Source organism: Streptomyces sp. NPDC046985, from assembly GCF_040644415.1.
Lineage (GTDB): Bacteria > Actinomycetota > Actinomycetes > Streptomycetales > Streptomycetaceae > Streptomyces.
The window spans coordinates 573,434-596,738 of the sequence record NZ_JBEYWK010000001.1; the positions used below are offsets into that span (position 1 = coordinate 573,434).

Annotated in this window: 23 protein-coding genes and 1 pseudogene; 11 read left to right on the forward strand and 13 right to left on the reverse strand. The window is 72.7% G+C overall.

What is annotated here, in order from left to right; all coding sequences use genetic code 11:
- Positions 1-148: 148 nt before the first annotated feature.
- From ABZ861_RS02500 to ABZ861_RS02515, 4 genes are all read right to left on the reverse strand, one after another.
- On the reverse strand, positions 149-703 hold the full coding sequence (locus ABZ861_RS02500; RefSeq protein WP_361622312.1) for a flavin reductase family protein: 555 nt from the start codon (positions 701-703) through the stop codon (positions 149-151).
- On the reverse strand, positions 700-2,817 hold the full coding sequence (locus ABZ861_RS02505; protein WP_361622315.1) for a tetratricopeptide repeat protein: 2,118 nt from the start codon (positions 2,815-2,817) through the stop codon (positions 700-702). The genes ABZ861_RS02500 and ABZ861_RS02505 overlap by 4 nt, the downstream gene beginning before the upstream one ends.
- Positions 2,804-4,051: a hypothetical protein gene (locus ABZ861_RS02510; RefSeq protein ID WP_361622318.1), complete on the reverse strand. Its 1,248-nt coding sequence runs from the start codon at positions 4,049-4,051 to the stop codon at positions 2,804-2,806. The genes ABZ861_RS02505 and ABZ861_RS02510 overlap by 14 nt, the downstream gene beginning before the upstream one ends.
- Before the next feature lie 81 nt (positions 4,052-4,132).
- A complete protein-coding gene (locus ABZ861_RS02515) occupies positions 4,133-4,357 on the reverse strand; it encodes a hypothetical protein (protein WP_361622321.1) in 225 nt (74 codons plus the stop codon).
- Between the two features lie 400 nt (positions 4,358-4,757).
- On the opposite strand from ABZ861_RS02515, the gene ABZ861_RS02520 reads away from it, so the two are divergent.
- A complete protein-coding gene (locus ABZ861_RS02520) occupies positions 4,758-5,114 on the forward strand; it encodes a transposase (protein WP_361622324.1) in 357 nt (118 codons plus the stop codon).
- 314 nt (positions 5,115-5,428) lie between these two features.
- Here ABZ861_RS02520 and ABZ861_RS02525 read toward each other — a convergent pair whose 3' ends face one another.
- Both ABZ861_RS02525 and ABZ861_RS02530 read right to left on the reverse strand, forming a co-directional pair.
- Positions 5,429-5,752: a hypothetical protein gene (locus tag ABZ861_RS02525; RefSeq protein ID WP_361622470.1), complete on the reverse strand. Its 324-nt coding sequence runs from the start codon at positions 5,750-5,752 to the stop codon at positions 5,429-5,431.
- 582 nt (positions 5,753-6,334) lie between these two features.
- Positions 6,335-7,210 (reverse strand): glycosyltransferase, encoded by an 876-nt coding sequence (locus ABZ861_RS02530; RefSeq protein WP_361622326.1) that lies wholly within the window; start codon positions 7,208-7,210, stop codon positions 6,335-6,337.
- Positions 7,211-7,292: 82 nt separating this feature from the next.
- Here ABZ861_RS02530 and ABZ861_RS02535 point away from each other — a divergent pair, with 82 nt between their 5' ends.
- Both ABZ861_RS02535 and ABZ861_RS02540 read left to right on the forward strand, forming a co-directional pair.
- Positions 7,293-7,991, forward strand: a complete 699-nt coding sequence (locus ABZ861_RS02535) for a transferase (RefSeq protein ID WP_361622328.1) — start codon at positions 7,293-7,295, stop codon at positions 7,989-7,991.
- Positions 7,992-8,235: 244 nt separating this feature from the next.
- Positions 8,236-8,355, forward strand: coding sequence for a DUF6233 domain-containing protein (locus ABZ861_RS02540; RefSeq protein ID WP_361622473.1), 120 nt, complete (start codon positions 8,236-8,238; stop codon positions 8,353-8,355).
- A gap of 212 nt (positions 8,356-8,567) precedes the next feature.
- Here ABZ861_RS02540 and ABZ861_RS02545 read toward each other — a convergent pair whose 3' ends face one another.
- A complete protein-coding gene (locus tag ABZ861_RS02545; RefSeq protein WP_361622330.1) occupies positions 8,568-9,128 on the reverse strand; it encodes a hypothetical protein in 561 nt (186 codons plus the stop codon).
- A gap of 155 nt (positions 9,129-9,283) precedes the next feature.
- The gene (locus ABZ861_RS02550) at positions 9,284-10,873 is read right to left on the reverse strand and encodes a glycoside hydrolase family 20 protein (protein WP_361622476.1); all 1,590 of its coding nucleotides are present in this window, start codon (positions 10,871-10,873) and stop codon (positions 9,284-9,286) included.
- A 167-nt stretch (positions 10,874-11,040) separates the two neighbouring features.
- On the opposite strand from ABZ861_RS02550, the gene ABZ861_RS02555 reads away from it, so the two are divergent.
- From ABZ861_RS02555 to ABZ861_RS02580, 6 genes are all read left to right on the forward strand, one after another.
- Positions 11,041-11,649 (forward strand): 2-oxo-4-hydroxy-4-carboxy-5-ureidoimidazoline decarboxylase, encoded by a 609-nt coding sequence (locus ABZ861_RS02555; protein WP_361622333.1) that lies wholly within the window; start codon positions 11,041-11,043, stop codon positions 11,647-11,649.
- A gap of 137 nt (positions 11,650-11,786) precedes the next feature.
- Positions 11,787-12,167 carry a succinate dehydrogenase, cytochrome b556 subunit gene (gene sdhC / locus ABZ861_RS02560; RefSeq protein ID WP_361622336.1) on the forward strand — a complete coding sequence of 127 codons (381 nt, stop codon included), beginning with the start codon at positions 11,787-11,789 and terminating at the stop codon, positions 12,165-12,167.
- Positions 12,168-12,172: 5 nt separating this feature from the next.
- Entirely contained in the window at positions 12,173-12,652 is a 480-nt protein-coding gene (locus tag ABZ861_RS02565; protein WP_361622339.1) for a succinate dehydrogenase hydrophobic membrane anchor subunit, read from the forward strand.
- A 24-nt stretch (positions 12,653-12,676) separates the two neighbouring features.
- Positions 12,677-14,431, forward strand: a complete 1,755-nt coding sequence (gene sdhA / locus ABZ861_RS02570) for a succinate dehydrogenase flavoprotein subunit (RefSeq protein WP_361622342.1) — start codon at positions 12,677-12,679, stop codon at positions 14,429-14,431.
- Positions 14,431-15,210, forward strand: a complete 780-nt coding sequence (locus ABZ861_RS02575) for a succinate dehydrogenase iron-sulfur subunit (RefSeq protein WP_361622345.1) — start codon at positions 14,431-14,433, stop codon at positions 15,208-15,210. Before sdhA ends, ABZ861_RS02575 begins: the two co-directional genes overlap by 1 nt.
- Before the next feature lie 149 nt (positions 15,211-15,359).
- Positions 15,360-15,770 carry a VOC family protein gene (locus ABZ861_RS02580; RefSeq protein WP_361622348.1) on the forward strand — a complete coding sequence of 137 codons (411 nt, stop codon included), beginning with the start codon at positions 15,360-15,362 and terminating at the stop codon, positions 15,768-15,770.
- Positions 15,771-15,822: 52 nt separating this feature from the next.
- Here ABZ861_RS02580 and ABZ861_RS02585 read toward each other — a convergent pair whose 3' ends face one another.
- The gene (locus ABZ861_RS02585) at positions 15,823-17,364 is read right to left on the reverse strand and encodes an ABC transporter substrate-binding protein (RefSeq protein ID WP_361622351.1); all 1,542 of its coding nucleotides are present in this window, start codon (positions 17,362-17,364) and stop codon (positions 15,823-15,825) included.
- A 268-nt stretch (positions 17,365-17,632) separates the two neighbouring features.
- Positions 17,633-17,872, reverse strand: a complete 240-nt coding sequence (locus ABZ861_RS02590; protein ID WP_361622354.1) for a hypothetical protein — start codon at positions 17,870-17,872, stop codon at positions 17,633-17,635.
- 124 nt (positions 17,873-17,996) lie between these two features.
- On the opposite strand from ABZ861_RS02590, the gene ABZ861_RS02595 reads away from it, so the two are divergent.
- Complete coding sequence (locus ABZ861_RS02595) at positions 17,997-19,217, forward strand: D-alanyl-D-alanine carboxypeptidase (protein WP_361622357.1); 1,221 nt, start codon at positions 17,997-17,999, stop codon at positions 19,215-19,217.
- 253 nt (positions 19,218-19,470) lie between these two features.
- Here ABZ861_RS02595 and ABZ861_RS02600 read toward each other — a convergent pair.
- Positions 19,471-20,313 (reverse strand): annotated as a pseudogene (locus tag ABZ861_RS02600) (YihY/virulence factor BrkB family protein); the annotation flags it as partial.
- Positions 20,314-20,461: 148 nt separating this feature from the next.
- On the opposite strand from ABZ861_RS02600, the gene ABZ861_RS02605 reads away from it, so the two are divergent.
- Complete coding sequence (locus ABZ861_RS02605) at positions 20,462-21,232, forward strand: SDR family NAD(P)-dependent oxidoreductase (protein WP_361622479.1); 771 nt, start codon at positions 20,462-20,464, stop codon at positions 21,230-21,232.
- Positions 21,233-21,302: 70 nt separating this feature from the next.
- Here the strand turns inward: ABZ861_RS02605 and ABZ861_RS02610 are convergent, their stop codons facing one another.
- Both ABZ861_RS02610 and trpS read right to left on the reverse strand, forming a co-directional pair.
- Entirely contained in the window at positions 21,303-21,884 is a 582-nt protein-coding gene (locus tag ABZ861_RS02610) for a 2'-5' RNA ligase family protein (protein ID WP_361622360.1), read from the reverse strand.
- Positions 21,885-22,056: 172 nt separating this feature from the next.
- A complete protein-coding gene (trpS, locus tag ABZ861_RS02615) occupies positions 22,057-23,070 on the reverse strand; it encodes a tryptophan--tRNA ligase (RefSeq protein WP_361622363.1) in 1,014 nt (337 codons plus the stop codon).
- Between the last annotated feature and the right edge of the window lie 235 nt (positions 23,071-23,305).

Here is a 23,305-nt window from a genome sequence, read left to right on the forward strand (position 1 = left end):
GGACGGAGCGATGATCGCGGCCTCGGAGGCAAGGGGCCGGGCGCCGCCCAGTCCGTCGATCCGCCGGACCCTCGGTGACCGGACGCCCGGCGCGGCCCCCGACCGGGGCGCCGCCGCCGGGGCGCCCCCCGCCGCCGGGAGGCTGCCGTCATCGGGCCGGCGGCGGCCCGGCGTGGTAGGCGCCGTCGGCGAAGAGCAGGGCGCGGCGGGCCGTCAGGGCGTGGTGCTCCACGGCGCCCAGGAGGACGAGGTGGTCGCCGGCCGGGAGGACGTCGCCGCGGCGGCAGCACAGCGTGGCCGCGGCCCCCGGGATCAGCGGCTCCCCGTGCGGGCCGGGCCGGGTGGCCAGGCCCTGGAAGCGGTCGCCCGGTCCGGCGAACCGGGCCGCGAGAGCGCGCTGACCGGCCGCGAGCACGTTGACGGCGAAGTGCTCGGCGGCCGTGAAGGCGGGCCGGCCCCGTGAGGTGAGCGCGAGGCACCAGAGGATCAGGGGCGGGTCGAGCGAGACGGACGTGAACGAGTTGACGGTCACCCCGGCGCGGGCGCCGTTCGGGTCCGTGCAGGTGACGACGGTGACTCCGGTGGCGTATCGGCCGAGGACGTCGCGCAGCGCGCGCCGCCCGGCGCCGGCCGCCCCGGCGCGGTGCGGCGCCGGAGCGGCCGTGTCCCCGGGCGCCACGGCGGCGCCCGGCACGGTCGTCACGCCGCGTCCGGCTCGCCGCGCAGCGCGGTGAGCGCCTCGGCGATTTCCGGGTCCTCCGGGTCGAGCACGGCGGCGAGTTCGAGGTCGGCGAGGGCCTCCTGCCGTCCGCCGGTCTCCTGGTGGAGGAAGGCGCGGTTGTAGCGCAACGCGGCGTCCTTCGGGTCGAGTTCGACCGCGCGGTTCAGATCCAGGAGCGCGTCGCGGGGACGTCCGGCGTCGTAGCGCGCGGCCGCCCGCCCGGACAGGGCGCTGACCAGCTCGGGGTCGGCCTCGACCGCCCGGTCGTACGCGGCCTCGGCCTCGGCGAGTTCGCCGCGCTCGGCGAGCGCCCGTCCGACGGCCGCGTGCAGATGGGCGTTGCCCGGGTCGAGGTCCAGTCCGGTGCGGGCGTCGGCGAGCGCCGCGTCGAGGTCCCCGGCCTCCAAGCGGATGCCGGCGCGGTTGATGTACGCGTCGGTGAACTCGGGGTCCTGCTCGATGACGTAGCTGAAGTCGGCGAGCGCGCCGTCCACGTCGCCCTCGCTCAGCCGCAGGTCGCCGCGGTTGTAGTAGATCTCGGGGAACGGCGGCGACAGGCTGAGGGCGCGGGAGTAGTCGGCGAGCGCTTCCTCGGCGCGTCCGAGCCGGCGCAGCAGGTTGCCGCGCTCCAGGTAGTGCTCCGCGTGGTTGGGGTCCTGGTCGATGACGACCGCGTAGTCGGCGAGCGCGTCGTCGAGCCGGCCGAGGATCGAGTACACCCGGGCGCGGTTGTTCTTGAGCACCGAGCGGTGCAGGCGGTGCTCGTCCGGGGTGAGCCGCCGGTCGAGGTCGTCGATGCACTCGGTGACCAGGCGCAGCGCGTCCTGGGGGTCGCCGAGGTTGACCTCGACGAGGGCCCGGCCGTTCTTGTAGAAGGCGCTCTGGAAGGCGCGCGCGACCCGGTCCGGCAGCAGCGAGGCGGTGGCGATGGCGTTGTTGAGCAGCGCCTTGGCCTTCTTCTCGTCGCGGTCGGCGGGGTCGTTGTGCCGGGTGTAGAGCATGGCGGTGGAGTAGGCGCACGCCATGTGCACCGCCGGGTCGGTGGACAGCAGCCGGGCCTCGTCGTAGACGGCCTCGGCTTCCTTGGTCCGGCTCAGAATGGACAGGGCGAGGCCGAGCTGCACGCCGAACTTCCACCACTGCCCGGTGTCCGCGCGGCCGTCCACCAGATGCTGTCCGCGGCGGCCGTAGTCGACTACGGCGTCGAAGAAGCCGTTGACGAGGCAGTGGTCCGAGGCGGCCCACAGCGCCGGCACGGCCTCGGCCGCCGGGTCGCTGCCGCGTTCCAGGTGGTAGGGGAGCGCGCCCAGGGTGAGTGTGAACTCCCCCGTCTCGCGCAGCCCGGCGGCGCGCCGGTCGTGCAGGGCGGCGCGCTCGGCGGCGGGCAGCGCCTCGTAGGCGGCGCGGGCGCTCTCGCCGTCGGGGCCGTCGAGCAGCCCCTCGGCGGCGACCCACCGCCAGGCGGGCTCGCCCTCGGCCGTCTCGGGGGCCGTGCCCGCCTCGGTCAGGGGCAGCGGGGCGGTGTGGCGGTCGAGCGCGGGCGCCAGCGCGCCGCCGGGGTCCGGGGCGTGCGCGCCGCACAGGACGACGGTCAGCACGGCCGGGTCGATGCGGCGCACCAGCGCGGCGAGGAACTCCTCGTCGGTGTGCTCGGCGTGGTCGACGTTCTCCGCCACCAGGCAGCGCGGGCCGTCGTGGCCGAGGACGGGCAGCGCGTCGCGGACGAACTCCACGAGGCCGCCCGCGATGCGCGTGGTGCGCAGCCGGGCGTAGAAACGCGTGCGCTCCGCGGGCAGCGCCATGGAGGTCAGCGTCTCCCGCGAGTGGGGGACGACGGAGGCCAGTTCGGGCGCCACCGAGAGGATTTCGATGTCGTGGCGGCGCACGAGGTCGGGGGCGACGGCGAGCACGTCGGGGACGAGCGCCCGGACCACGGCGCCGGCCGCGGTGTACGGTCCGCGCAGCCTTCTGTGGGCGTCGACCGGAGGCAGCAGCCGGGGCGGCAGCGGGCGGCCGTCCACGGTCGCGGCCCGGTCCCGGCGGGTCCCGCCATACAGCTTCCAGTGGCCGGGGAGCGCGGCGTCAGCCTGCTGCATGTGCGGTCTCCTTCGCGGGCGAAGCGGTCGAAGCGGCGGGGCGGGCGCGGCGCCGCCAGGCGCGCAGCGCCAGACAGGCGGCGAAGACCGGCTCCCAGAAGTTGAGGGCGAGGAACGTCAGCACGTCGGCGGCGTTGGCCGGGGAGAAGTCGGCGCCGAGCTTGTGCACCGCGACCTCGGTGAGCCGGATCCCGGTGGGGATCGCCGCGGTCAGCAGGGTGACGGTGAGGAAGCCGTAGCCGGCCACCATGAGCCACGAGTACCAGCGCGCGATCTGGCGGTCGCGCTCTCCCCAGGCGCTCTCGTCCGCCATGCGCTCCGGCCGGCCCAGCAGCCGCATCAGGCGGTTGCGCAGCATCTGGCGGGCCGTGGTCTGGAGGTCGTTGCAGCCCAGCACGGTGATGGCGAGGTAGTACAGGTCGGTGCGCAGGAAGAAGTAGAACTGCCAGACCAGCCGCAGGACGACCGCGAACGCCATCGACAGCAGCAGCCGGTGGATCACGGCGGCGGCGCCCGAGGCGTCCGGCAGGGCCGCGGCGACGAGGGTCAGGCCGCTGATGACCAGGACGTCGACGATCATCCCGGCGAGCATCGGCAGGTACCGCTTGCGCCGGGGCACGGCGACCAGGCCGTCGAGCGCGGTCACGAACACCACGTAGTAGAAGCGGCGGCTGATGGACAGCGTGGAGTTGAGGCCGAGCCGGCGTCCCGCGAGCGCGTGGGCGGCCTCGTGCAGCAGGATCCACGGCACCTGGCCGAGGACGATGCCGAGGGTCAGCAGCACCAGCGACCGGTGGGTGAAGAACAGGTTCTGGTACTGGGGGGCCAGGTCGGGCCGCCGGACCATGGCGGTCACGGCCGCGATCACGAGCAGGCCGTAGAGCGCCCACGCGACCGGGGAGAAGACGGCGGCGCCGAGCCGCTGCCAGCGCACCGGGCCCGTGGCCGCGGCTGCCTGCTCCCCGTCCTTGACGACGAGTTCGAGTTCTTCGAGGACTTCGAGGAACTCGGCCATGTCGACCTGTTCGCCGTATTCCTCCGTGTACCACCGCGCCGCGGCGTTCGGCGGTGCGCCGGCCTCCATGCGGCGCAGCAACGCGGCGCCGTCGGGCGGAAAGAGGCCGTAGGAGTCGATGTCGGCCCGGCCGACGGTGACTTCCTCGCCCTCTTCGAGATAGGTGAGCGGATGCAGCGGCACAGGTCGGTCGAAATCCCGGGACGGCGTTGTCGTCACTGCCTCACCTCACTGGTCGGCGGCCGGAGTGCGGTGCGCGCCGGGCCAGGAGGCCCGGCGCGCACCCGCCTTGAGCAGGCGTTAGTTCGTACCGCAGCAGTACGCGGACGCGGCGGCGGAGGTCAGACGGACGGTCCCGGCCTTGCGCACGGCGATCTTCTTCATGGGGATCTCACTCTCTGCGAAGTGGTGCACCGCGCCGCCGGGAGCCCGGACGGCGTACCCGATTTCTCGGGTGCTTGTGGAGAAAGTGAAAAGGAACGCCCGCAGGAACACAGGGCGGTTCCACCCGGAGAATTCGCTCACGCGCTGAATGAATGACCGTGACAGAGGATGGCCGACCGTCTGCACATCTTCTTTTGGAACTCTTTTGAAAAGCACTCTCACGGGCATCGGGATTCGTTCCCCGATGCGCCCCCCGATTGGACGAGCGACAGATTTGCACGCTCCGCTCAGGCATGTCAACGGCCTGTACGAGCCGAACACGGCCTCTTCGGGAGGGGCTTCGCACTCCCGCCGCCAAGGGGAATTAAACGTTCAGTCATGCCGCCGGGATAGGTGGACAACGGTCGCCGGGCGGTTCATAGTCGGCGCATCGAACGAGGTTTCGGCCCGGCCCCACGTGAATCCATGTCTCACGTGGTTCCGCCGGTCGCCTAATAGACCGAGCGCACGGAATGGGGAAGCCGGGCGCGGTGTGGGGGGAATGATGAAATGCGAGCTGGCCCGACGGCTGGTGCCGGACGGGATGTGGAACGTGGTCGAACCGCTGCTCCCGGCGTTCACCGGCCGGCGCCAAGGCGGCGGCACGGCGCCGCTGGACGAACGGCGGACCTTCACCGCGGTGGTCTACGTGCTGACCTCGGGATGTTCCTGGCGGCAGTTACCGCCGTGGTGCGCGGTGTCGTCGGCCACGGCGCACCGCCGGTTCCTCGCCTGGACGCAGTCGTCCCTGTGGGGCCGCCTGGCGGAGGCCGCCGCGACGCACCCCGACGAGCCGTGGATCCACGACGTCGTGGCCGCCGCCCATGTGCGGGCCGCCTCGATCCCGGGCAGATCCTGACGTCCACCACGTGAGATGAGCCCAATGCCGGTAATGCCTGTTTCCGGCTCCTCGCTGGAGTGTCGCGCCATCCGCGCTCCAGCGTCTGCCCCGGGCCTCCCGACGTGTCGACGCCGTCACCAACGGTGACCGGGCAGGGCGTCCGGGGGCTCCGGGGCGGGGTCCGAGGCTCGGTCTGGAGGTGGAGTCCGGGGCGCGGTTCGCCGGGGCGTGGACGAGGGGAGCGGTTCGCCGGGGCGTGGACGAGGGGAGCGCTTCCCGGTAACGCCGCGGGTCCTCGGGCCCCGGGCCCCCGGCCCCCGGCCCCGGCCGCGTCACCGCCCGGCCCGCCTCCCCTGGATCGCGTCCCGGCACAGCAGCCGCAGCGAGCCGTGGCCGCCGAAGCAGCGACGGGCCTCTTCGATCGGATCCCACAGCAGCCCGTCGCGGGTGCGGATCCAGCGCTCGCCGCCGGTCGCCCACCACTCGGCGCCGCCTGCGCGGACGATCACCTCGCCCGCGTACGCGCCGAAGCCGCGCAGCACGCTCTCCATGGCGGGGTACGGGGTGTCCTCCCGCCGTATCTCCTCGATCACCCGGTCCACGCGCCACAGGCTGCGCGCCGAGTAGTCCAGCCGCAGCCGGGCGCCCTCGCGCATCGCCGCGACGGAGTCGGCCGCCCATCGCACGGGCGCCACGGCGGCCTGCGGCCGGTTCCGGTGCGGGGTCTGCGCGGTCGCCGAAGTCGTCACTTCCTGCACTGTCATATAAGGAGGAGCGCGGCGGGCGCGGGTTTCGTCACGCCGATCCGGCCGTTTCCCGCAACCGGCGCACGACCGGCGCACCTCCCCCGCATCCCGTCCGCAGGACGCGCACACAAGCCCGCCCGCAAGCGCGCACGGCCGGGTCGGCCCTGTCCTCCCGAAGTTGCCGCGAAGTGACAAGTACTTCTCTGTAGTCAGAGTGACGCTCGGTCAGAGGGTGCGGGGTGGGGTCCGGGGGCTTCGTCGGCTTGGAGGGCGTCGACGACTCCGGCCCGCCGCGGTGTCGGGCAGCGCGTCCAGCAGAGAGGGGCAGTCGCTCATGACCGACCAGCGCAGCGGCACGGGAGGCCTTCCGCGGCCGCAGGGCTTAGAGGGAGCTTCGCCATCGGCCTGGAGCAGGGCGTCGCGCAGTACGTCCGCTGGCTCAAGAAGACGCCGGCCGCTGCGCCAGGAGGCCGCGTACAGCGCCTCGGCACGCTAGACCAGCGGTGGGCGGCCCAGGCGCGTCATCCGCGCGACGGTCGCCCACCGCATCGGCCGGCGCGGGCCGCCCGAGCAGCGCACCCCCTCGGCGAAGCCCGCAGCCCACGCCCGAAGACCGCCCCAGGACCGCGCCCTCACCAGCGTCAGCACCGCCCACACCCCCAGGTACAGGGGCACCAGCGCGGCCGGCAGGCGCCGCTTGGCCAGCCACACCCGATTGCGCGCCGTCATCCGGTAGTAGACCGCGTGCCGCGCCGGAGAGGTCCACGGATGCTGGAGCAGCAGGGACGGCTCGTACACGACTCGCCATCCGGCGTCCAGCGCCCGCCATGCGAGGTCGGTCTCCTCGTGGGTGAAGAAGAACTGGTCCGGCCAGCCGCCGATTTCGTCCAGCATCCGCATGGACAGCGCGTGGCCGCCGCCGAGGAAGGTGGTCACCTCACCGCCGCGCAGCGGGTCCTTCGCCCGCAGCCGGGGCACGTGGCGGCGCTGGGTGCGGCCGCGTTCGTCGGCGATCCGGAACGACACGACCCCCAGCCGCTCGTCGGCCGCATACAGCGCGGTCAGCTCCTCGAAGACGCGCGTGTCCACCAGCAGCCCGTCGTCGTCCAGGTCGACGACGACGTCCACGCCCCCGCAGGACCTCAGGTGCTCGATCGCGACGTTCCGGCCCCCGGACACCCCGAGGTTCTCCGCCAGCTCGACCCCGTCCACACCCTCCGGCAGCTCCGGCGGCGGGCTCCCGTTGCCGACGACCACCACACGCGCGGCGGGCATCGTCTGCCGCGCCACCGAATCCAGCAGCGCCCGCAGCTCGGCAGGCCGGTTGCCCATGGTCAGGATCGCGATCCCCAGGCGTGGGCGACTCACAGGTGAACTCCGATCAACCATCCGACCTACGCAGCCTAACGGGCGCCGTCCGTGCCGAGGGCTCGCAGAACAGGAACCCGCCGTGACCGACACCGACGCCCGCCTGCTCCTGAGCAGCCATCTCAGCACCCCTGCCGACCCCGACCTCGCCGACACCCCCTACGGCCGCCTCGGCGACTTCGACCTGGCGCAATGGCTCACGGACCGGGACGACCTGCATGCGCAGGCCCTCAACCGCCTCGAACGCCGCGTCCATCCGACGGCCCGCATCCACCCCACCGCGATCCTCGGCGAGGACGTCATCGTCGGGGCCGGCGTCCGTGTCTGGGAGTTCACCACGGTCCGCGGCCGCACCTACCTGGGTCCCGGCGTCAGCGTCGGCTTCAACTGCGAGGTCACCAACTGCTACCTCGGCTCAGACACCGTGCTGGGGCACAGGATCGGCCTCAACCGCACTCTCGTCGGCGACGGCGCCCACCTCTCCGCAGACGTCGTCGCCGCGGCGATCCACATGACCGACCAGATGACCCGACCCGACCGCGACGCCTTCCTCCGCCTGCCCGACGGCCTGTACCGCTGTCGCACTCCCCGCTTCGGGGCACTGATCGGCGACCGGGTGCAGACCGGCAGCCGCATCACCCTCGGCCCAGGCGCCGCCGTCGGCCGTGACTGCCGCATCCACTCCCATACCGCGATCGGCCCCTCCTCGGTCATCTCCGACCGGCAGGTCGTCGCTCCGGCCGACCCCACCGCCCACCACGCGCATCAGCGTCGCCGCTGACCGGCGTGGGCGACATCGAACACGTGAACGATTCCAGCCCCATCCAAGCTCGGCCAGCTTTACTTCCTCGCCCGCGTCCAGGAACAGATCTCGCTCGCATCCGGCGCTGGATCGCGGATGAGGAGCGTCGGCAGGCCGAACGGCGACGCGGGCTCGCCGCCCAGCCACCCCCGCCGGACTGGCTGATCGAGCACGGGCTGATCCGAGAACCCCGCCCCTCTCCAGGCACTGCGGGGACTGCCCCCTGGCGGGGGAACGGTCCCGGCCAATCGACCGGGCCGCAGCGCTGTACGCGCTCGCCGAGGGTGTGACCGCGTGCCCGTTCTGCCGGCCGGACAGCGCGCTCGGATTCGTAGACGGCTAGGCCCGGGGCGAAGGGCGGCAGCTTCGGGAGCACTGCGCCGGGTCCGCGCGTCGAGCCCTACGGCCCCGGGCGCGCACGCCCCGGCTCCGGTACCGACCACGGGCCGGACCGCCCCACCCGCACGCCATCCCGCCCGCGAGCAAGACAGCCTCGCTCGCCTCAACGAGCCCGCTCGCCGCTCGCCTCGCCAGCCCGCTCGCCCAGCCGTCCCGTCACACCCGTCCGCGTGCCCGGCGGGAGACCACCGCGCGCAGCACCCTGCGCCCCTCGAGGGAGACCACCAGCGCCTGGCGCAGCCCGGCCGGGCCGTGCCCGGACAGCAGCTCCAGCACGGCGATCTGGCGGCGCAGCTCGGCGGCGACCAGCGGTGACATGCCCTCGGTGCGGCCCTCGCGCCGGGCGTCGAGCGGGGCGGCGTCATCGGCCGGGTCGAGGATCCGGTGGACGCGCAGCGAGGCGACCGAGCAGTCCTCGGCCCACCGGCGCACCGCGGCGGCGGTCGGCGCGTGCGGTGCGGCGGCGAGCATGCCGTGCGCGAGCAGCGCGGCCTCGTCCTCGGCCGGGGCCGGCTCGCCGGCGGCCTCCAGGCCGCCGCGGACCTCCCCCAGCCGCTCGCCCCAGTCGTCGCCCGCGCCCTGCGCCACGGCGCCCCACAGCGGGCGCAGCGCCTCCTCGTCGCCGCCGAGCAGCGGAAGGCACCGATCCAAACAAGCCAGCCCGCTGACGGCCAGCCCCCGCTCGTCGGCCTGTGCGATCAGTTCCACCAGACTCATCCACGCCTCCTCGCCAGGGCGCACGACCTCACCCGGAGGCCGCGCTCACCTCGTACAGCGCGCGGCTGGGCGGTAGTGTCACACGGCCTCGAACGGCCGGTCGAGAGCGCGGCGGAAGATCGGGCGGAGAAAAAGATCCGGCCACCCGCTCCGGGTCAGCCCAGCCGGCCCGCCAGCGCCTGGAAGTCGGTCCAGGACATCGTCGGCGTGCCCGGGTCCCACAGCTTCTGGACGGTCGCCCGCAGCGGCATGCGGATGCCCGCGGCCACCTGGTCCTGGGTCTGCGCGTCGGCGTGGTCGCACCAGACGGCGAAGCTGCCGCCGAGGATCTGGGAGTCGTAGCGGGCGGGCACGGCCTGGGTGCCGCGCAGCACGCGCGGGGTCCACTGCTGGTAGATCCGCCGGCCGGTGGGATAGACGAAGGTCTGCGGCTGGCCGAGGACGTAGTACAGCAGCTCGTCGTTGTAGTTGATCACCTTGCGGCCGGCGGCCAGGTAGTCCTCCGGCGGGCGGGCGCCGATCTCCTTGCCGGTCCAGTAGGCGACCTCGATGTTCGGCGCGGGCCGTACCGAGGCGTCCCGGTAGAAGCCGTCGTTCCAGGCGCGCGGGGTGCGGTCGTGGCGGGTGACGACGGCGGCGCGGCCGTTGAGCCAGCCGGTGGTGAGGTCGGCGACGGTGCCGCCGGGACCGTACGCCCGGCGCGCGGCGGCGGCGAGCTGCGGGAAGGACGCCTGCGGGTCGCGCACGGCCAGCGCCTGGTACTCGTCGCCGCCCAGGTGCCAGTACGCGCCGGGGAAGACGCCCGCGAACTCGTTGAGCAGGTCGTCGACGATCGCGGCGGACCCGGGCTTGGAGATGTCGATCGCGCCCTGGACCGGCGCGCCCCGCACGTTGCGGAGCTGGAGGTCGGGGTGGGCGTCGAGCACCGCGCCGAGGTGGCCGGGCGAGTCGATCTCGGGGACGACGCTGATGTGGCGGCTGGCCGCAAGGTCGACGATCTGCTTGACCTGCGCCTTGCTGAGGTGGTCCTTGGAGACGATCTCGGGGTGGGTGTCGGACTGGATGCGGAAGGACTGGTCGTCGGAGAAGTGGAGGCCCAGCTCGTTGTACTTCAGGTCGCCCAGTTCCTTGACGCGGTCCTCGATCCAGCCGGCGGAGAAGGGCTTGCGCGCGATGTCCAGCGAGAAGCCGCGCCGCGGCTTGGCCGGCGCGTCGTCGACCACGCCCTCGGGTGCGGCGGCGCCGCCGTGCACCTCCTGTTTCAGGGTGCGGGTGCCGTAGAAGACGCCCGCGTCGGCCGGTCCGCTGATGGCGACCCGCCCGCCGCTCACGGTCATGCGGTACGACTCCGGGCCGCCGCCCTTGGCGCCGCCCAGCGCCAGGCGCAGGTCCCCGTCGCGCGTGTCGTTCCTCTGGCCCGCGTACGCCAGGCCCAGCTCGCCGGCGATCAGCCGCCCCTCGTCGGCCAGCGACGCGTCGCTCACCACCACCCGCTCGCCGTGCGCGGGGCGCCAGCCGGGGCCGCGGGCCGCGGTGTGCGACCGCACGGCGGGGATGGTCTGCGGGGCCCGGGACATCGGATAGGAGCGGGTCGGGCTGGGGCTGGGGCTGACGTCGCTCGCCTGCGCGGAGGCGGACGCGCCCGAGGCGGGCCGCGCCGCCCCCGACGGGGATCCGCCGCTGGACGCCCACACGCCCAGTCCGGCGCCGAGCCCGGCCGTCACGGCGAACGCCCCGCCGGCCAGCGCGTACCGAAGATGCCGCGGCTTGCGCGCCGTGGACCGGCGCCGCCTGTGCTGACTCACACAGGCCAACCTACGGCCAACGGGCTGAGCGCGCGTCCGCAGAATGTCCACACCCTGATCCAAAACTCCGCCGTACGGGTGAAAGGCGGGAGTCCCGCCGACACGTCATGACCACAGCCGCTAACGTCACTGTCACACCCCTCACCGCATCCGCCGCCGACGCGCACGGGCCGTCCACGACGGGCGCCGCCGCGTCCCACCGCCGAGGACCCACGCTGCCCGAGCAGAGCCTGGAGCACTTCAACGCCGCCCCGCCCGAGGCGGCCCGCCGCATCCTCCTGACCTGCCTGCGCGGCCCGCGCTGGGCCCACCGGGTCGCCGCCCACCGCCCCTACCCCGACCTGGCCGCGCTGCTGGCAGCGGCCGACGAGGCGGCGTACGACCTGGGGCCGGGCGAGCTGACGGAGGCCCTGGAGACGGAGCCGCCGCCGGTGCTGCCCGAGGACGCCTACGCGGCGGCCTCCACGGCGCTGGACGCCGCCTACGCCGCCTACGAGGCCCGATTCGGACACGCGTTCGCCCTCTGCCTGGAGGACGTCTCCCCCGACGAGGCGGTCGACCGCCTCCTGGCGGCGATCCGGTCACGATTGGCGAACGATCCGGAGGAGGAGCGGACGGTCGCGGCGGAGGAGCTGCGGCGGCTCGCCCGAGCGCGCCTGCGGCGTCTGCTCGGCGACGCGGGCTCACCCGTCCGTGCACCGTTGAGTGCTAGTTGAATCACACGGGCAGCCCCCCTGTAACCAGCGCGGCGGCGCCTCGGTACGATGCTGGGGGCCGGTGGACCGTACCCGGCCGGGCCCGACCGACAGTGAAGCCGGCGCGGCCCTAGTCCCCGCTCCCGGAGGGTTCTTCCGTGCCGGCTGGAACGCTGTACCGCGGCCGGGAAGGAATGTGGTCCTGGGTGGCTCACCGAGTCACCGGCGTCCTCATTTTCTTCTTCCTGTTCGTTCACGTGCTGGACACCGCGCTCGTCCGCGTGTCTCCCGAGGCCTACGACAAGGTCGTGGCCACGTACAAGACCCCGATCGTCGCGTGCCTGGAGTACGGCCTCGTCGCCGCTGTCCTCTTCCACGCGCTCAACGGTCTCCGCGTCATCGCCGTCGACTTCTGGGCCAAGGGCGCCCGCTACCAGAAGCAGATGCTCTGGACCGTCGCCGGCATCTGGGTCGTGCTGATGATCGGGGCCGTCTACCCCGTCCTCGGCCACGCCGTTCGAGTCCTGTTCGGGAGCTGACGCGCATGTCCACCACCGAAACCCCCGCTTCCGGCGTCGGCCCCGTCGAGGGCTCCGCCTACGGCGTCGACAACCCGGCGCCGTTCATCGAGGCCCCCCGGCAGCGCACCAAGAAGTCCCCCAAGTCCACCCGGGGCAACTTCGAGCTGTACGGCTGGCTCTTCATGCGGCTGTCCGGCGTCGTCCTGGTCGTCCTCGTCATCGGCCACCTGCTGATCCAGCTCGTGCTGGACGGCGGCGTCTCCAAGGTCGGCTTCGCGTTCGTCGCGGGCCGCTGGGCCTCCCCCTGGTGGCAGGTCTGGGACCTGCTGATGCTGTGGCTGGCGATGCTGCACGGCTGCAACGGCCTGCGCACGGTCATCAACGACTACGCGGAGCGCGTGAACACGCGCCTGTGGCTGAAGGCGCTGCTCTACACCGCCACGGTGTGGACGATCCTGCTGGGCACGCTGGTGATCTTCACCTTCGACCCGAACATCCGCTAGGCCACGGGACCGAGGTACACACTGATGAAGATCCACAAGTACGACACCGTCATCGTCGGCGCCGGCGGCGCCGGCATGCGCGCCGCCATCGAGGCGACCAAGCGCAGCCGCACGGCGGTCCTGACCAAGCTCTACCCCACCCGCTCCCACACGGGCGCCGCGCAGGGCGGCATGGCCGCCGCGCTGGCCAACGTGGAAGAGGACAACTGGGAGTGGCACACCTTCGACACGATCAAGGGCGGCGACTACCTGGTCGACCAGGACGCCGCCGAGATCCTGGCGAAGGAGGCCATCGACTCCGTCCTCGACCTGGAGAAGATGGGCCTGCCGTTCAACCGCACCCCGGACGGCACCATCGACCAGCGCCGCTTCGGCGGGCACTCGCGCAACCACGGCGAGGCCCCGGTCCGCCGCTCCTGCTACGCGGCCGACCGCACCGGCCACATGATCCTCCAGACGCTGTACCAGAACTGCGTCAAGGAGGGCGTGGAGTTCTTCAACGAGTTCTACGTCCTGGACCAGCTCCTCACCGAGGTCGACGGCGTCAAGAGGTCCGCCGGCGTCGTCGCCTACGAGCTGGCCACCGGCGAGATCCACGTCTTCCAGGCGAAGTCCGTGATCTACGCCTCCGGCGGCACCGGCAAGTTCTTCAAGGTGACGTCGAACGCGCACACCCTGACCGGCGACGGGCAGGCGGCGGTGTACCGGCGCGGGCTGCCGCTGGAGGACATGGAGTTCTTCCAGTTCCACCCGACCGGCATCTGGCGCATGGGCATCCTGCTCACCGAGGGCGCCCGCGGCGAGGGCGGCATCCTGCGCAACAAGGACGGCGAGCGCTTCATGGAGAAGTACGCTCCCGTCATGAAGGACCTCGCGTCCCGTGACGTGGTGTCCCGCTCCATCTACACGGAGATCCGCGAGGGCCGCGGCTGCGGTCCCGAGGGCGACCACGTCTTCCTCGACCTGACCCACCTGCCGCCGGAGCAGCTCGACGCCAAGCTGCCGGACATCACCGAGTTCGCGCGGACCTACCTGGGCATCGAGCCGTACACCGACCCGATCCCGATCCAGCCGACCGCGCACTACGCGATGGGCGGCATCCCGACCAACGTCGCGGGCGAGGTCCTGGCGGACAACACCACCGTCGTCCCGGGCCTGTACGCGGCCGGCGAGGTCGCCTGCGTGTCCGTGCACGGCGCCAACCGCCTGGGCACCAACTCGCTGCTCGACATCAACGTCTTCGGGCGCCGCGCGGGCATCGCCGCCGCCGAGTACGCGCAGGGCGCGGAGTTCGTCGAGCTTCCCGAGGACCCGGCGTCCCTCGTCGTCGCGCAGCTCGAGCGGCTGCGCGACTCCGCCGGCGCCGAGCGGGTGGCCGAGCTGCGCCGCGAGCTGCAGGAGACCATGGACGCCAACGTCATGGTGTTCCGCACCGAGCAGACGATCAAGACGGCGGTCGAGAAGATCGCCGAGCTGCGCGAGCGCTACAGGAACGTGGCGGTCCAGGACAAGGGCAAGCGGTTCAACACCGACCTCCTGGAGGCTGTCGAGCTGGGCAACCTGCTGGACCTGGCCGAGGTCATGGCGGTCTCCGCCCTGGCCCGCAAGGAGTCCCGCGGCGGTCACTACCGCGAGGACTACCCCAGCCGCGACGACGTCAACTTCATGCGCCACACCATGGCGTACCGCGAGGTCGGCGCCGACGGGGCCGAATCCATCCGTCTCGACTACAAGCCGGTCGTGCAGACCCGCTACCAGCCGATGGAGCGTAAGTACTGATGGCAACTCCTGTTCTGGACAAGGCGGAAGCGGCCGGGCAGCCCGAGCCGGGATTCGCCGACTCCCCCTACATCACGGTCACCTTCCGGATCCGCCGCTTCAACCCCGAGGTCTCGGCGGAGTCGACGTGGGAAGACTTCCCACTGGAGATCGACCCCAAGGAACGCGTCCTCGACGGCCTGCACAAGATCAAGTGGGACGTGGACGGCACGCTGACGTTCCGCCGTTCCTGCGCGCACGGCATCTGCGGCTCGGACGCCATGCGGATCAACGGCAAGAACCGGCTGGCCTGCAAGACGCTGATCAAGGACATCAACCCCGAGAAGCCGATCACGGTCGAGCCCATCAAGGGCCTGACGGTCCTGAAGGACCTGGTCGTCGACATGGACCCGTTCTTCCAGGCGTACCGGGACGTGATGCCCTTCCTGATCACGAAGGACACCAACGAGCCGACGCGTGAGCGGCTTCAGTCGGCGGAGGACCGCGCGCGCTTCGACGACACGACGAAGTGCATCCTGTGCGCGGCCTGCACCTCCTCCTGCCCGGTGTTCTGGAACGACGGGCAGTACTTCGGCCCGGCGGCGATCGTCAACGCGCACCGCTTCATCTTCGACAGCCGTGACGAGGCGGGCGAGCAGCGGCTGGAGATCCTGAACGACAAGGACGGCGTCTGGCGCTGCCGCACCACCTTCAACTGCACCGACGCCTGCCCGCGCGGCATCGAGGTGACGAAGGCCATCGCGGAGGTCAAGCGCGCGCTGATCACACGCCGCTTCTGAGCGGCCAGCACCGCGGGGCGCGTCCCCCGGCGGCACGTCAAAGGCCCCGCTCCGTCACGGAGCGGGGCCTTCGGCGTTCCTCGGCCGGGCGGGTGACCTCACGGTCCGGTGGCGAGGGGCGGGTCCGGGAGCGTCCCTAACCTGATCGCATGTCAGATGACGAGTCGTACGAGCTGCTCGGGTTCGACAACGTGCTGCTGCCCGTGGGCGATCTCGGCGAGGCCGTGGAGTTCTACTCCCGCGCCGGGTTCGCGGTCGCCTTCCGGCTGGACGAGGCCGGGATCGCGCTGCTGAAGGTCGGAGGCGAGACACCGGGGGTCCTGCTGCGCGCCGAGGAGGCGTTCGGGCCCCGTCCGCCGCTGTGGCCCTCCCCGCGGCTGTGGCTGGAGGTCCCGGACGCACGGGCGGCGGCCCGGGAGCTGGCGGCGGCCGGAATCGCGCTGCTCGACGAGCCGTTCGCCGGGGCGACCGGCTGGACCGTCGAGATCGCCGACCCCTGGGGCAACGTCGTCGGCCTCACCGACTACGCCAAGCGCCCGGAGCTGGGCCGCCGCTCCTGACCGGCGGGCCGCGGGCCGCCGGCCCCCTCCCCGGCGCCTCCCGGCGCCCGCGTCAGATCCAGCCCAGCTTCCACAGGCGGAACACGCCCGTGCCGTCGGACAGGTACTGGCCGCCGCCCACGTCCTCGGTGGTGACGACGTACTCCTTCTGCTGCCACAGCGGGATCAGCGGGACGTCCTCGGCCACGGTCTGCTGGATGGTGCGGAAGTCCGAGGTCGCCTGGCCGCGGTCGGCGAAGCGCTGGCTGTCGGTGATCATCCGGTCGACGCCCTTGCTGCTGTAACCGGTGTTCAGGCTGCTGCCGGTGCCGACGAGCGGACCGGCGAAGGTGTCGGGGTCCGGGTAGTCCGCGACCCAGCCGACCGCGTAGGCGTCGAGCTTCCCCGTGGCCCAGCGCTTCTGGAAGTCGGTCCACTCGTAGCCCGCGAGGTCGACCTTGAACAGGCCGCTCGCCTCCAGCTCCCGCTTGAGCTCCACGGCCTCCTCGGCGGCCGCGCCGCGCCCCTTGCCGTAGCCGTAGGTGAAGTGCAGGGGAAGGGAGACCCCGGCCTCGGTCAGCAGCTCCCGCGCCTTCCGCACGCTCGGCGCCGGGTAGGCGTCGAAGAACGCGGTGGTGTGGCCGGTGATGCCCGCCGGGACCAGCGAGTACAGGGCGTCCACGGTTCCGTCGTACACCGTGTCCGCCAGTTGCTCGCGGTTGACCAGCCAGGCCACCGCGCGGCGGACCCGGACGTCGTGCAGCGGCGAGGAGGACCGGGTGTTGAAGTACAGGTTGCGGGTCTCGGAGCTGTCGGACTCCGAGACGCGCTGGTCGGGGTCGCTCGGGTTGAGCCCGGCGAGCACCTTCGGGGTCAGCGTGCGGGTGGCGACCTCGACCTGCTTGGTCTGCCACGCCTTGTCCAGCGCCTTGCCGTCGGTGTAGTAGCGCAGCTCGATCGGGCGCCCGGCGCCGCTGATGGCGCCCTGGTAGGCGGTGTTGGGCGCCAGCGCGGCGCTCTGGTTCTTGGTGTAGGCGGTCATGCGGTACGGCCCGGTGCCGTCGGCCTCGTCGCCGCCGCGCAGCGCGTCCAGCGGGTAGCGGGTGTGGTCGACGATGACGCCGGCCCCGGTGGCCACCTTGAACGGGAACGTGGCGTCCGGCGTGGACAGGTGGAAGGTGACGGTCATGCCGTCGGAGTCCACCGAGCCGAGCGTGGACAGCAGCGGCGCCGGGCCCACGGCGGCCTTGATCCTCTTGACCCGGTCGAAGGAGTACTTCACGTCCTCGGCGGTCATCGCCCGGCCGCTCGGGAACTTCAGGCCCGGCCGCAGCTCGCAGCGGTAGGTGCGCAGTCCGCCCCCGACGAAGGCGCAGCTCTTCGCCGCGTCGGGCACCGGAGCGGCCCCGTCCGGCTCGAAGGTCAGCAGCGACTGGAACAGGTTGCTGTACAGCGCCCAGGAGCCGGCGTCGTAGGCGCCGGCCGGATCGAGCGACGTGACGGCGTCCGTCGTGCCCACGATGATCGTCTTGTCCTTGTCGCCCTGCGACGGCAGCAGTTGCCAGCCACCCACGCCCACGACGGCCAGCACCAGAAGCGCCAGCAGAATCCGCATGCGAACCGATCGCATCGGTCATGCCCTCCCCAGGCCCTCATGGGCCGCTGTGCACATGCCACACCCTGAGTGGCGCGGTCACCTAATCACACGACTTTCAGCCAGGGGAAGAGGGTTTTGAAGGGGAGGGGAAGACGTTATGAAGAAGTGTTTCCCGTTCGTTTCACAGGGACTTCTCAGCCAACGTCCGGTGCGGCGGCGGACGTTCCGCTTTGTCTGATTTTGCGCCGCGCTTGCGTCGCCCTCGCGCCGCCTCGGCCGGGCGCCGCTATGACGTGCGGCGCAGTGCGCGCAGCCCGCGCAACCCCACGACCCCGATGGCCGTCCCCCATACGAGGGAGACGACGGCCAGCGCCAGATGCACCCAGAAGTAAGCGGTGGGGTCACCGTGGTGGAACGCGAGACCGCTGCCGTTCTTGACGAGGTTCTTGACGAAAGTGATCCAGATGATCCAGCTCCACACCCCGAAGACGAGCAGGAACCAGGAGAGGGGGCGACTGAGCTTCATCTCCCCAGTATCGCCGCCGGGCGTCCCGCTCCGTGCCCGGGGTGGGCGCCCGGCGGGCGCCGGGCGCGCGGGACGCGCCGGGCAGTCGCTGCTGGCCGCCTCCGCCGCCGTGCTGTCCGTCGCCGTGACCGGGCCCGCCGCGCTGGCGGCGCCCGCTCCGGCGACGAGCCCGCCGGCCGCTCCCCCGGCGGGGATGTCCACGGTGGGCGGCGCCCGCCTGGGCCGGGCGGGCACACAGGTCGACCTGGCGGGCGGGGCGCCCGTGCTGCCCAAGGACCTCACCGCGCGCTCGTGGATCGTCTCCGACGCCGAGTCCGGGCAGGTGCTGGCCTCGCACGACGCGCACTGGCGGCTGCCCCCGGCCAGCACCCTGAAGATGCTGTTCGCCGACACGCTGCTGCCGAAGTTCCCGCGGACCGAGCAGCACAAGGTGCTCCCGGCCGACCTGGCCGGCATGGGCGCCGGATCCAGCCTGGTCGGCGTCAAGGAGAACGAGAGCTACAGCGTCCACGACCTCTGGCTGGGCGTCTTCCTGCGCTCCGGCAACGACGCCGTGCACGTGCTGTCCGCCATGAACGGCGGCGTCCCGCGGACCGTGGCGGACATGAACGCCCACGCCCAGGACCTCCAGGCGCTGGACACGCACGTGGTCACCCCGGACGGCTACGACGCCCCCCTCCAGGTCTCCTCGGCCTACGACCTCACCCTGTTCGCCCGGTCCGGGCTCCAGAAGAAGGACTTCCGCGAGTACTGCTCGACCGTGCGGGCCGAGTTCCCCGGCGAGACGAAGAAGGGCGGGAAGGGCGGGAAGACCACCCGGACGTCCTTCGAGATACAGAACACCGACCGGCTGCTGAGCGGCGACTACGACATGGCCGTCTACCCGGGCATAGCGGGCGTGAAGAACGGCAACACCACCAACGCGGGCGCCACTTACACCGGCGTCGCCGAACGCGGCGGTCATGTGCTGCTCGTGACGGTGATGAACCCGCAGAAGAAGGAGCACAACGAGGTCTACCGGGAGGCCGCCCGGCTCCTCGACTGGGGCTTCCAGGCGGTGGGCAAGGTCCGGCCGGTGGGCGAACTGGCGGCGCCGCGCGGCGCCGCGTCCGCGGACGGGCGGCCCGGCGCGACCCCTTCGGCGGGCCAGGCGGGCGGCGAGCAGGCGGGCGGGTCCTCCTCGGGGGCCGCCGCCGCCCGCGCCTCCGCGGGCGGCGGCCACAGCGGGATGTGGACCGCCCTGGGCATAGCCGCCGGGGCGGCGGCGCTGCTCGCGGGCGGCGCCTTCCTGGTCAACCGGCGCTGGCCGCTGCCGGATCTGATGCGCCGCCGTCCCCGTTCCTGAGCCGCCCGACCGGCCCGCCGGAGCTGTCGCGGCCTTCGCGGTCCCGGCCGTCGCGGGTGTTCTCGGTGTTCTCGCCAGCCTCACTGGCCTCGGGGGCCTTGCCGGTCTCGGCGTGCTCGGCGGCCTCGGTGACCTCACCGGTCTCGGTGTTCTCGCCAGCCTCGGTGGCCTCACCAGGCCCACCGGCCTCGGCGACCTCACCCTTCTCAGCGTCCTCGGCGCCCTCGCCGCCCCCGTCGGCGGCGGTCGGCTTGCTTCCCGTCGCCGTCCAGGAGGCGCAGTAGAGGAGCAGCTTGGAGGTGAAGTTGATCCACAGCAGCAGGGCGACGGGCACCCCGAACGTGCCGTACGTGCTTTTCGCGGCCACACCCTGGATGTAGCCGCTGAGCAGCAGCTTCAGCAGTTCGAAGCCGACCGCGCCGAGCAGCGCCGCGACCACCAGCCGCCGGCGCGCCGGTTCGACGCCGGGCAGCAGGGTCAGCACGTACGCCAGCACCAGGAAGTCGGCGGCGACGGCGACCACGAACGCGATCACCCGCAGCAGCACACTCCCCCAGCCGTGCTCGTCCAGGCCGATCTGCCGCGACGACCAGCCGATCGCCGCCGAGGCGATCCCGGAGACCGCGAGGGTGATCACCACCGCGCCGCCGAGCCCGACCAGGACGCCGCCGTCCCTGAGCCTGCTCACGAGGGGGTTCTCGTCCCGGTCCGGCAGCTCCCACACCGCGCGCAGGCAGTCCCGCATCTGCCCGACCCAGTTGGCACCGGTCAGCAGCAGGGCGGCGCCCGCGATGACGCCGACCGTGCCCGCGTTCTGCGCCAGGGTCGTGATGTCGAGCTGGTCGCCGAGGCCCGGGAACTGCTCGGTGATCTTGTTCTCCAGAGAGTGCTGCTGCTGCGTGCTGAGCGTGGCGGCGCCGATCGCGGCGGCCACCGTCAGCAGCGGGAACAGCGCGACGAAGCTGACGAACGTCATGGCGGCGGCCAGTCGCGTCCACTTCACCCGGTCCAACCGCTCGTAGGACCTCCAGGCGTGCGTGAGCATCAGGCGCGCCAGCCACGGGCCGACGACGGGCAGGTTCTTCAGCCAGTCCATGACCCGACTGTGCCCGCTCGGCGCGGTCGTCAACACCGCGTTTCTGCGACGTCGCGGACATAAGCGGACGATACAGTCGTCTGCCGTGAAGGATGTCTCCGGTCTCGCCCGTCTCCTCCCCCTGCCGACGCTGGCCGCCCTGCCGACGCTGGCCGCCCTGGCGGCGCCGCGCCGTCCCCGCCTGCCGGAGTCGCTGCTCGTGCTCGGCGGGACGTCCGGGATCGCGCTGGCCGTCGCGCGCCGCCTGATCGCGCGCGGCGCCCGCACGGTATGGCTGGCCGGGCGGCCCTCGCCCGCGCTGGAGGAGGCCGCCGCGCGTCTGCGCGCCCTGGGCCCGGACGTGCGCACCGTCGCCTTCGACGCGCTCGACCCCGCCTCCCACGAGGCGGTGCTGGGGAAGGTGTTCGCGGAGGGCCGCATCGACCTGGCGCTGATGTCCTTCGGCGTCCTCGGCGACCAGGCGTACGACGAGCGGGAGCCGCTGAACGCGGTCCGGGTCGCGCAGACCAACTACACCGGTGCGGTCTCGGCGGGGCTGGTCGCCGCGCGGGAACTCCAGAACCAGGGGCGCGGCTCGCTGGTGGTGCTCTCCTCCGTGTCCGGCGAACGGGCCCGGCGCACGGACTTCATCTACGGCTCCAGCAAGGCCGGCCTGGACGTCTTCGCCCAGGGCCTGGGCGACGCGCTGTACGGCACGGGGGTGCACGTCATGATCGTGCGCCCGGGGTTCGTGCGCACCGCCGCGACGGCCGGACGCCCGGCGCCGCCCTTCGCGCGCACCCCGGAGCAGGTCGCCGCGGCCGTCGAGTCGGGGCTGCGGCGGCGCGCGGAGACCGTGTGGGCGCCCGGCGTCCTGCGGTGGGTCGCGATGGCGCTGCGGCACCTGCCGCGGGCGGTGTACCGGCGGCTGTCGCTGTAGCCGAAACGGGGCGCCGAGGACCGCCGTCACCGCGACGGGGCGCCGGGGACGCGGGGCGGGCGCCCGGGGTTCAGCGGGCGGGGAGCGAGCCGTGGTCGGCCGGGGCCGCCTGCGGGGGCACCACCGGGCTGCCGCCGAAGGGGAACTCGCGCAGCTTGCGCCACACGCCGTCGGCGCCCTGCCGGTGCAGGGCGAAGCCGGTGCACGGCCACTGGGCCGCGTAGCCCGCCAGCTCCTCGAAGGCGCGGTCCATCGCCGCGTCGTCGATGCCGTGCGCCACCGTCACATGCGGGTGGTAGGGGAACAGGAGTTCGCGTGCGAGCGGCCCGGAGTCGGCGCGGACCCGCTGCTGGAGCCGGGCGCACGCCTCGGCGCCCTCGACGACCCGGAGGTAGACCACCGGGGAGAGCGGGCGGAAGGTGTCCGTGCCGTGCAGCCGCATCGTGAAGGGGCGCCCGGCCGCGGCCACGTCGGTGAGGTGGGCCTCCACGGCGGGCAGGCGGTCGGCGTCCACCTCGGTCGGCGGCAGCAGCGTGACGTGCGTGGGAATGCCGTGAGCCGCGGCGTCGCCGAAGCCCGTGCGCCGCTCCTGGAGCAGGCTGCCGTGGGGCTCCGGGACCGCGATCGACACGCCGATCGTTACGGTCCCCACGTCTTCTCCTGTCGTCGTCCCGGTGATCTTCGCCGTACCGGCGGACGCCGCGACCGATTCGTCGTGACCGTCCGGCTATCGACTGTAAGGCCACGGCGACGCCGTGGGCAGGCACGGCCCCAGTGATGTGCGGCGCTCCACCCGGTCGCCGGGGCGCCGGACGCGGCGCCCCTCAGTGCTTGGCGGGCAGGAAGCCCACGCGGTCATACGCCTGGGAGAGGGTCTCGGCGGCGACCGCGCGCGCCTTCTCCGCGCCCTTGGCCAGGACGGAGTCCAGCGTCTCCGGGTCGTCCAGGTACTGCTGGGTCTTCTCCCGGAACGGGGTCACGAAGTCGACCATGACCTCGGCCAGCTCCGTCTTGAGCGCGCCGTAGCCCTGGCCCGCGTACCGCTCCTCCAGCTCGCCGACGCCGGCGCCGGTGAGGGTGGAGTAGATGGTGAGGAGGTTGCTGACGCCCGGCTTGGTCTCCGGGTCGAACCGGATGACCGTGTCGGCGTCGGTGACCGCGCTCCTGACCTTCTTCGCGGTGGCCTTCGGGTCGTCCAGGAGGTTGATGAGGCCCTTCGGCGTGGAGGCCGACTTGCTCATCTTGATCGTCGGGTCCTGGAGGTCGTAGATCTTGGCCGTCTCCTTGAGGATGTACGGCCGGGGCACGGTGAAGGTCTCCCCGAAGCGGCCGTTGAAGCGCTCCGCGAGGTCGCGGGTCAGCTCGATGTGCTGGCGCTGGTCCTCGCCGACGGGCACCTCGTTGGCCTGGTAGAGCAGGATGTCCGCGACTTGGAGGACCGGGTAGGTGAACAGGCCGACGGAGGCCCGGTCGGCGCCCTGCTTGGCGGACTTGTCCTTGAACTGGGTCATCCGGGACGCCTCGCCGAAGCCGGTGAGGCAGTTCATGACCCAGGCGAGCTGGGCGTGCTCGGGAACATGGCTCTGCACGAACAGCGTGCAGCGGTCCGGGTCGAGACCGGCGGCCAGAAGCTGGGCGGCGGCCAGCCGGGTGTTGGCCCGCAGGTCCGCGGGGTCCTGCGGGACCGTGATCGCGTGCAGGTCGACGACCATGTAGAACGCGTCGTGAGTCTCCTGGAGGGCGGCCCACTGGCGGACCGCGCCGAGGTAGTTGCCGAGGTGGAACGAGCCCGCGGTGGGCTGGATTCCGGAGAGCACGCGAGGTCGGTCAGTGGCCATGCTCATCATTCTCTCAGGTCCGGCGCTCCGATCCGGACCTGGCGGGAAACAGAACGGACCGAATCCGCCCCCGTGCTGTCACCGGGCGACACGCCCCGCGAGCGCCCGGCGCCACGCGACGGCCTGGCGACACGCGACGGCCCGGCGCCGGGCGGTCGGCGGAGGACGCCCGGCGCCGGAGGCCCGGCGACGGCGGCGCGAGGACAGCGGCGCGAGGACAGCGGCCCGGCGGGCG

Bases quoted from the DNA above. Each gene is read 5' to 3' on its own strand.
- ABZ861_RS02505 (WP_361622315.1), bottom strand. From the start codon at position 2,817: ATGCAGCAGGCTGACGCCGCGCTCCCCGGCCACTGGAAGCTGTATGGC.
- ABZ861_RS02520 (WP_361622324.1), top strand. From the start codon at position 4,758: ATGATGAAATGCGAGCTGGCCCGACGGCTGGTGCCGGACGGGATGTGG.
- ABZ861_RS02525 (WP_361622470.1), bottom strand. From the start codon at position 5,752: ATGCGCGAGGGCGCCCGGCTGCGGCTGGACTACTCGGCGCGCAGCCTG.
- ABZ861_RS02545 (WP_361622330.1), bottom strand. From the start codon at position 9,128: ATGAGTCTGGTGGAACTGATCGCACAGGCCGACGAGCGGGGGCTGGCC.
- ABZ861_RS02555 (WP_361622333.1), top strand. From the start codon at position 11,041: ATGACCACAGCCGCTAACGTCACTGTCACACCCCTCACCGCATCCGCC.
- ABZ861_RS02565 (WP_361622339.1), top strand. From the start codon at position 12,173: ATGTCCACCACCGAAACCCCCGCTTCCGGCGTCGGCCCCGTCGAGGGC.
- sdhA (WP_361622342.1), top strand. From the start codon at position 12,677: ATGAAGATCCACAAGTACGACACCGTCATCGTCGGCGCCGGCGGCGCC.
- ABZ861_RS02575 (WP_361622345.1), top strand. From the start codon at position 14,431: ATGGCAACTCCTGTTCTGGACAAGGCGGAAGCGGCCGGGCAGCCCGAG.
- ABZ861_RS02580 (WP_361622348.1), top strand. From the start codon at position 15,360: ATGTCAGATGACGAGTCGTACGAGCTGCTCGGGTTCGACAACGTGCTG.
- ABZ861_RS02585 (WP_361622351.1), bottom strand. From the start codon at position 17,364: ATGCGGATTCTGCTGGCGCTTCTGGTGCTGGCCGTCGTGGGCGTGGGT.
- ABZ861_RS02590 (WP_361622354.1), bottom strand. From the start codon at position 17,872: ATGAAGCTCAGTCGCCCCCTCTCCTGGTTCCTGCTCGTCTTCGGGGTG.
- trpS (WP_361622363.1), bottom strand. From the start codon at position 23,070: ATGGCCACTGACCGACCTCGCGTGCTCTCCGGAATCCAGCCCACCGCG.